Raw genomic sequence first — 8,423 nt, forward strand, 5'->3', positions numbered from 1 at the left:
AAAATTATAACCAATGAAAAAATTATTATTTCTCCTTGCTTTATCGTTTACTCAATTGAGTTTTGCTCAAAATTTTGATATCAGAACAGCACCAACTGATAAAAATTCAAAAAATATTTTCATTAAAGAAAATGCACCTTTAGTCATTGCAAATGGTAACAAAACTTATCTTTATGCAAGCGCTTTAAATGTAAACAACATACAAAGTATAAATGTGTTTAAAGGCGAAAACGCAACTAATCGATTCGGAGAAAAAGCTAAAAATGGAGCGCTAGAAATGACATTTAAACCTGAAACTCAACTGTTAAATCTGCAAAGCTTTTACTTAGAATATAAAATTTCTAAAGAAAATCAAAGTTTACCTATCGTTCTCAACAAACATTTTGTAGATGAAAAGGAGTACCTTTTACTAGATAAATCGGCCATCTTTTCTGTGAAAATTCTAGATGAACAACCTTTTGTAGAACCTGTTCTTTTGCCAAGAGGAAAAGCGATTTATATTGAAGCAATGGAAATGAAATAATCCTTTTCAGTCCAACAGATTGCTTCGTTGTTTCACTCCTCGCAATGACGGCAGCAAATTTTTCACTATTTTTGTTCAATGAATGAAAACCTCGAACTTCAACTTAAAACGCTTCCTTCAGAACCCGGAGTTTACCGTTATTACGATAAAAACGGACAACTTTTGTACGTAGGAAAAGCCAAAAATTTGAAGAAAAGAGTGCTTTCTTATTTCAATAAAAATCAAAACGGTTACAGAACCAGAATTATGGTTTCTAAAATCGTGAGGTTAGAAACTACCGTTGTAAACTCTGAATATGATGCACTTTTATTAGAAAATAATCTGATAAAAGAACATCAACCGTTTTATAATGTCATGTTGAAAGACGACAAAACTTATCCTTGGATTTGCATTAAAAACGAAAATTTTCCACGAATTTTTATGACGAGAAATGTCATAAAAGACGGCAGTGAATATTATGGTCCTTATGCAAAAGTAAGACCTGCCAAAATTTTATTGGAGACGATTAAAAATTTGTATAAAATTCGTTCTTGTAATTTAGACTTGTCACCGAAAAAAATTGAAGACGGAAAATACAAAGTCTGTTTAGAATATCACATCAAAAATTGTAAAGGGCCTTGCGAAAACCTTGAAAGTAAGGAAAGTTATGACGAAAAAATAGACGCTATCCGTGGAATTATCAAAGGAGATTTCCGAAAAGCGAGGAAATATTTAGAAGATGAGATGTTTCGTTTTGCTGCCAATTTAGAATTTGAAGCGGCGCAAAATGTAAAAGAAAGATTAGAGTTTTTAGATGATTATCAAGCAAGAAATACGGTTGTCAATCCAAACATAGATGATGTAGATGTTTTCGGAATGACGAGTGATGAAACCGCAGCTTATGTAAATTTTTTCAAAATTAGAAACGGAAATATTGTGCAAAGTTTCACCACAGAAATTAAGAAAATTTTGGAAGAAACTGATGAAGAAATTCTGGAAGAAGCCCTCGTAGAAATCCGACAAAAATTCGCTTCAGAATCCAAAGAAATTTTGCTTCCTTTTCATCTAAATATAGAAATTCCGAATATTAAACTCATCGTTCCAAAAGTGGGTGACAAGAAAAGAATTGTAGAACTTTCTGAAAAAAACGCTAGAGAATACAGACTCGAAAAATTGAAACAAGTACAAATTGTAGATCCAGAAAGACACACCAATAGAATTATGGCTGAAATGCAAAAACTTTTGCGAATGCCAGTAGAACCGAGACATATTGAAGGTTTTGATAATTCTAATATTCAAGGGAGCAATCCTGTTTCTGCGTGTGTAGTTTTCAGAGATGGAAAACCTAGTAAATCTGATTACCGTATTTTTCACGTAAAAACAGTGGAAGGACCGAATGATTTTGCAACGATGGAAGAAGTGATTTACAGACGTTACAAAAGAATGCTAGATGAAGGCGAAAATCTACCACAATTAATATTGATTGATGGAGGAAAAGGTCAACTTTCTTCTGCGGTGAAAAGTCTTAAATTGCTTGGTTTGTACGGAAAAATTACGGTGGTAGGAATTGCAAAACGTTTGGAAGAAATTTTCTTTCCTGAAGATTCAATTCCGTTATATTTAGATAAAAAATCGGAGACTTTGAAAATTTTACAGAGAGTAAGAGACGAAGCGCATAGATTTGGCGTGAAGCATCACAGAACGCGTAGAACCAACAATACCATAAAATCTGAATTAGAAGAAATACCAGGAGTTGGCGAAAAAACTATAGAATTGCTTCTGAAAAAACTAAAATCTGTAAAACGCATAAAAGAAGCCAACCTAGAAACTTTGGAAGAAATTCTTGGGAAGCAGAAAGGAAAAATTGTTTGGGAGTTTTTTAATCAATAAACACATTTATTTATAAACCACAAAAGAAATGTTTGAAAACAAGTTTATCAAAAGTAAAAAAAGTTTTCACTAATCACTTTTTTTACTTTTGTATAGCTTAGAATAAAATAAATCTTTAATTGCTTTTGTGGTTAAAAAAGGAAAAAATTGATACTGTTCTTTTTATTTCGCTATAAAAACTTCTCTTTTAAAATCTCCATCACTGGTTGGGATTTCTATCACTAGATTTCCGTTTTCGTAGTAGCCAAGAGTAGAAGTTCCGTTTTCTAAAGTTACTCTGTAAACATCTGCTTTTGCTGTATTTTTGAAAGTAGCAAAAGGAACAGAACTACTAGAACTTACCAAAATAAATTGATCTTTAGAAATCTGTACTTTTTGTAAATTAACTTTTCCATTGGTGTAAGATTCCGCTTTTTTAGATTCTACAGATTTAGATTCTACAGACTTAGTTGGTACAGGCGGAGTAGAAACAGGTTCTTCATTTTTAATTTCTTTCACTTCTTTTAAATCAATAGGTCTAGGTATTTCTTCCTTGACACTACTCTTTAAATCTGCTACAAAAAGATTAGGATTAGGAGAAGAAGTAGGAATGGTTTTTAAAGATAGATTAAGTGCATCTTCAAAACCTAAATCATATTCTTTGTACAATGAATTTCCTTTGGTTTCGGAAACTACTTTTTTCTGACAATTGGTGAATTGTAGTTTTACTCTGTTTCTAAACATATTAGAATCATTCAATAGTTCTGCGGTAAGAACTTTGCACGGATTTTCTCTCAGATCAGCTGGCCAATCGGTCATTTCTTCGTGAATGATGGTGTATTTTTTATCAATCAAAGCTTTTTTTAGTTGGGTATTCAGATTGTATTGATTGGTTTGAAAATCTTTAAATTTTGCAGGAACATAGATGTACTGATAATCTGAAATGTTTTGTCCGAAAACCATAGACAAGCAGAATACAAGCGAAAGAGAAAGTATTTTTTTCATTTTTATATTTTTGATTTGAAGTAAAATTGATTGCTAGTTATCTTGAGTAAAAGTAAGAAATTTATTGCATTCTTCTAAAAAGTTTTTTGTGAAAATGGTGGAAAGAAAAACTGCAACATCAAAAATAGCCCTGATTGTAGCCATTGTCTGAGCTCTCCCGAAATAGCGCGGGCAAAGGAAGTTGGATTTCGGGAAGCGAGTGGCGAAAAGCAGGACAGGAAGTAAAAAAAGCGAAAAATGTGTGCTTCTAATTTCTAAAATCTCCCATATCTAATTTTAGGGAAAAGAAATTAGAGAAATAATTGCTGCCTCCAATCCCGGTACTGGTAATGGCGTAATCTAGCGTAAGACCACGATAGCGCACCCCAATGCCGGCACTTGGCTGAAAGGTCACTTTTCTTTTTAGGTCTTCAATATCGGTTACGTTTTGAAATTTATTGACACCTGCACGTACAAAAATCATTTTCTGAAAGCTTAATTCTGCACCAAGATAAGGCGTGATACTGGCAAAATCTGTGGAAATTAGCGCAGCTGTTTTGGCAAAATCTACATTTACACCAGCTTCTGGAAGAAATTCTAAATCTCTATTCAACTCGAAATTTTTAGAAATTCCCATATTGAGTTTTGGCATTGTAATTTCCATTTTGTCTTTTGGCGCGGGGTTAAATTCTTCTCCGTTAACTACCGTAGAAAGTTCTTCTTGATTGACCGACCAGAAATTGACTGTTGTAGTCGCATCACGAAGCATAGCGCCGAATTGGTAGCCAGAATCAGCTTTATAGTTTGCTCCTAAATCAAACCCGAAACCAAAACCATTGGCAAATTTCCCTATATTTCTATATACAATTTTGGCATTTACACCTACGCTTATCTTTTGTTTTCCGCCAGGGTGAAAGGCATAAGAAATTATCCCTGCATAATCTGAAGTAGAAAATTTAGTGATTTTATCGTAGTCTATATTTCCTTCAGAATCTATCATTTGTGTAGTATTCAAGATATTATCTATCCCTAATCTTACGATAGAAATCCCCAACACTCCGTTTTTAGAATCCAGAGCTTTAGCAAAAGAAACATAATCATACTTGGCAATAGACTCGAAATATTCTGCGTGCATAGCCGCACCTTGCCAGTCTCTTTCTACTTCTGTAAGACCAGCAGGATTCCACATAGGAGCGTAAACATCATTTTGGCTAGAAATTACCGCTCCTCCCATCGCCAAACCTCTAGCGCCTGCACCAATGTTTAGAAACTCGTTAGAATATTTTCTCACGATTTGTGCATTGCCAAAAACCGACAATAGGGTAATAAAAAATAAATATTTTTTCATCTAATTTGTATAATATCTAAAGCGTACTTTCTACAGCCTCTTGTTTTGATTTTTTCCTTGCCTTGATAATTCCGTTGACTACAATTGCCAAAATCATTACCAATGAAGCTCCATAAAAAACAACACTCATTTTTTCGGATTCTCCAAAGATAAAAAAAGCGAGAATAATACCATAAATTGGCTCTAAATTTACAGTTAAAATCAATGTAAATGGCGAAATATACTTCATTAAATTCACCGATTCAAACATCGGAAAAGCCGTAAAAACACTTGCCAATAAGGTTAATAACGCTAAATCTCTATAACTTATTACTCCAACCTGAGAAATTTGTCCTGAAAAAAGATAATACAAACTAATCACCAACCAACCCCCGAAAATTTCATAAAAAATTATATTTCCAGAAGAAGTTTTACCATACAATTTCCCGTTAAAAACGGAGAAAATAGTTCCCAACAAAGCACAAATCAAACCATAAATAATCCCCAACTTATATTGAAATTCTACTTTAAAAATCAAAGAAATACAGATTACAATCACAATTCCCATAAGAATTTCAGACAAGTCCACTTTCCTTTTGTAAATTAATGGTTCTAGCAATGCTGCAAAAAGTGTAGAAGTACCCAAACAACTCAGCGCTATAGAAACATTAGAAACCTTGATAGAACTAAAGAAAAACAACCAATGAAAAGCCATCAAACTGCCAATTCCAATCAGTTTTAAAAGCAATTTTTTGGAAATTTTAATGCTATCTTTTTTAATAAATCTTATAAAAACATAAAGAAAACCCGCTGCAAAAAGCATTCTACAAAACACCAAAACTTCTGCATTGGCGTGAATCAATTTTCCTAAAATTGCGGTAAATCCCCAAAGAAATACAATCAAGTGAAGCCTAAAATGGGCAGATCTGTACATATTTTCTAATTATTGCTGCAAAAATATCACTTATTTTCTATTTTTCTGCATTTGCTCTTCAATAACACCGCCCCAAACTTCCTTCGAAATTCGGGGCGGTCTCAAATAATAAACTATAAAAAACTAATTAGGAAAAATCTCTCATTTATTCTATTTGACTCTAAAACGTGATATTTATCATTAATATTTCTTAATAAAAAGTTAAATTTTCAATATTTATACCATTCATTTTTTGGGCGCCTTTTCGCGCTGTCGCTACTCGCTTCCCAAAAGCCAACTCCTGTAGCCTTTGCATTTCGGGAGAGCTCAGACATGCCGCTCCATCACGGGCGCAGCGCAGAAGCAGTACAACTATTTTATTTTTTAATTAAAATTATAGTTTATCTCATTGCTATTTCATTTTTTAATTTTCATAAAATGTGTATTTTTAGAGACACAAAATAAATTATGGATTTACAATTCAACAAAAACGAAGACGCCAATAAACTTAGGCTTTCTGAAATCAATAAACTCTACTCTCAAATTAAAAAAGGTGGTGGAGAAAAAGCGATTGAAAAACAACACGAACAAGGTAAATTATCTGCCAGAGAACGTATTGCTTACCTTCTTGATAATGATGAAGAAGATGCCATTGAAATAGCAGCCTTTGCTGGTCACGAAATGTACACAGAACACGGCGGTTGCCCTAGTGCCGGAGTAGTGGTAAAAATTGGTAAAATCTCAGGTAAACAATGCATTGTTGTAGCAAATGATGCCACCGTAAAAGCTGGAGCTTGGTTTCCCATCACAGGAAAGAAAAATCTTCGCGCTCAAGAAATCGCTATGGAAAACAGATTGCCAATCATCTATTTGGTAGATTCAGCAGGCGTTTATCTCCCAATGCAAGACGAAATTTTCCCAGACAAAGAGCATTTTGGTAGAATTTTTAGAAATAATGCAAAAATGTCTTCAATGGGAATTATCCAAATTTCTGCCATTATGGGAAGTTGTGTAGCAGGTGGAGCTTATCTCCCAATAATGAGTGACGAAGCGATGATTGTTGACAAAACGGGTTCTATTTTTTTAGCAGGAAGCTACTTAGTAAAAGCTGCCATTGGAGAGAATATAGATAACGAAACTTTAGGCGGTGCAACTACACACTGCGAAATTTCAGGAGTAACAGATTACAAAGCCAAAAATGATAAAGACGCACTTGATAGAATTAAAAACATTATAAAATCCATTGGTGATTACGAAAAAGCAGGTTTTGACAGAATCGAAAGTTTTCCTCCAAAGGAAAATCCAGAAGAAATTTTTGGCATTATTCCAGCTTCCAGAGCCGAACAATACGACACTTACGAAATCATCAAAAGATTGGTTGATCAATCAGAATTCGAAGAATATAAACCAGATTACGGTAAAACGATTATTTGTTGTACCGCAAGAATTGACGGTTGGAGTGTAGGAATTATTGCCAATCAAAGAAAAATGGTGAAGTCTGGCAAAGGCGAAATGCAATTTGGTGGAGTAATTTATTCGGATTCAGCAGATAAAGCCACTCGATTTATTGCCAATTGCAATCAAAGAAAAATCCCTTTGGTTTTCTTACAAGACGTTACAGGCTTTATGGTAGGCTCCAAATCAGAACACGGCGGAATTATAAAAGACGGCGCCAAAATGGTAAATGCTGTAGCCAATTCTGTAGTTCCTAAATTCACCATTATTACAGGAAATTCTTTCGGCGCAGGAAATTACGCCATGTGTGGGAAAGCTTATGATCCAAGATTAATTGTTTCTTGGCCTTGGGCAGAATTAGCGGTAATGGGCGGAACTCAAGCTGCAAAAGTTTTGGTTCAAATTCAAGAATCGGCTCTCAAAAAACAAGGAAAAGAAATCTCCGAAGAAGAACACCAGCAATTAATGGAAAAAACGACTCAAAACTACACCAAACAAACCAAAAGTGAATATTCCGCAGCAAGAATTTGGGTAGATGCCATCATCAATCCATTAGATACTAGAAAATGGATTTCTAAAGGAATAGAAGCTGCCAATCATTCTCCAATCACAGAAAAATTTAATTTGGGAGTGATACAAGTATAAACTTTTAAAATTTTGAAATCATTTAACTCTTTCAAGTAAACAAATACTTTTAACTCTAATACCATTCTCCTCGACAAAGTACCCTTCTAAAGCAAGGGTTTTCTTGGTTACATCAAGAACTGAAAAGTAAGAAGGTCCATATGTAATCATATTTTCCTTAGTTCTAGTTTCAGGATTTTTTTCAAAAGAAAATTTATACTTATATTCCATTGGAATAGTAGAACCACAATTATAATGAATAAATTTTTCCTTTTTTACTTTAAATTCATACAACTCATTACCTTCAATACAATTTACATAATTATTTTGAGTATTTTGTGATGAAAACTCATCAAAACCTCCTTTAAATAATCCAACTACTTTCCATTTTCCATTCAACCTACTATCATCAATCTTACCATTCGCTTTAGTAATTGCCCAATCAATTCCATTCACCGTAGCCTTCACTGCTCCAATAGCAACTTTACCTGCAGTAGTTACAACTTTCGTTGCTGTACTTACAATACAAGACGTTACAGCAAAAAAAAGTCCTATTATTAACACTAATTTTTTCATAATTATGTACAATACTTAGAGCAAAATTATAAAATTTTAGTTTATTACAAGTTTTATTCCAATAAATTTCAAAAACAAAAAAAGCTCATCAACGTTGTTGATGAGCTTTTAATAAAAACTGGCGGCGACCTACTCTCCCGCGTTAGCAGTACCATCGGCGCTAGAGGGCTTAA

At 33.7% G+C, this 8,423-nt stretch carries 7 protein-coding genes; 3 read left to right on the forward strand and 4 right to left on the reverse strand.

Annotation, left to right across the window (positions count from 1 at the left end; translation table 11 throughout):
* Positions 1 to 13 precede the first annotated feature (13 nt).
* Together IEW40_RS11855 and uvrC are read left to right on the forward strand one after the other, a co-directional pair.
* Complete coding sequence (locus IEW40_RS11855; protein ID WP_188618315.1) at positions 14 to 523, forward strand: hypothetical protein; 510 nt, start codon at positions 14 to 16, stop codon at positions 521 to 523.
* Between the two features lie 78 nt (positions 524 to 601).
* The gene (gene uvrC / locus IEW40_RS11860) at positions 602 to 2,392 is read left to right on the forward strand and encodes an excinuclease ABC subunit UvrC (RefSeq protein WP_188618316.1); all 1,791 of its coding nucleotides are present in this window, start codon (positions 602 to 604) and stop codon (positions 2,390 to 2,392) included.
* 162 nt (positions 2,393 to 2,554) lie between these two features.
* Here the strand turns inward: uvrC and IEW40_RS11865 are convergent, their stop codons facing one another.
* The 3 genes from IEW40_RS11865 to IEW40_RS11875 all read right to left on the reverse strand — a co-directional run bounded on the left by IEW40_RS11865 (position 2,555) and on the right by IEW40_RS11875 (position 5,616).
* On the reverse strand, positions 2,555 to 3,376 hold the full coding sequence (locus tag IEW40_RS11865) for a hypothetical protein (RefSeq protein WP_188618317.1): 822 nt from the start codon (positions 3,374 to 3,376) through the stop codon (positions 2,555 to 2,557).
* Between the two features lie 247 nt (positions 3,377 to 3,623).
* Positions 3,624 to 4,703 carry a putative type IX sorting system protein PorV2 gene (locus tag IEW40_RS11870; protein WP_188618318.1) on the reverse strand — a complete coding sequence of 360 codons (1,080 nt, stop codon included), beginning with the start codon at positions 4,701 to 4,703 and terminating at the stop codon, positions 3,624 to 3,626.
* Positions 4,704 to 4,719: 16 nt separating this feature from the next.
* Positions 4,720 to 5,616, reverse strand: coding sequence for a DMT family transporter (locus tag IEW40_RS11875; RefSeq protein WP_188618319.1), 897 nt, complete (start codon positions 5,614 to 5,616; stop codon positions 4,720 to 4,722).
* A 447-nt stretch (positions 5,617 to 6,063) separates the two neighbouring features.
* Here IEW40_RS11875 and IEW40_RS11880 point away from each other — a divergent pair, with 447 nt between their 5' ends.
* Complete coding sequence (locus IEW40_RS11880) at positions 6,064 to 7,695, forward strand: acyl-CoA carboxylase subunit beta (protein WP_188618320.1); 1,632 nt, start codon at positions 6,064 to 6,066, stop codon at positions 7,693 to 7,695.
* Positions 7,696 to 7,713: 18 nt separating this feature from the next.
* Here IEW40_RS11880 and IEW40_RS11885 read toward each other — a convergent pair whose 3' ends face one another.
* Positions 7,714 to 8,250: a hypothetical protein gene (locus tag IEW40_RS11885; RefSeq protein WP_188618321.1), complete on the reverse strand. Its 537-nt coding sequence runs from the start codon at positions 8,248 to 8,250 to the stop codon at positions 7,714 to 7,716.
* Positions 8,251 to 8,423 lie beyond the last annotated feature (173 nt).

Source organism: Cloacibacterium rupense, assembly GCF_014645495.1.
In the GTDB taxonomy this organism is placed as follows: Bacteria; Bacteroidota; Bacteroidia; order Flavobacteriales; family Weeksellaceae; genus Cloacibacterium; species Cloacibacterium rupense.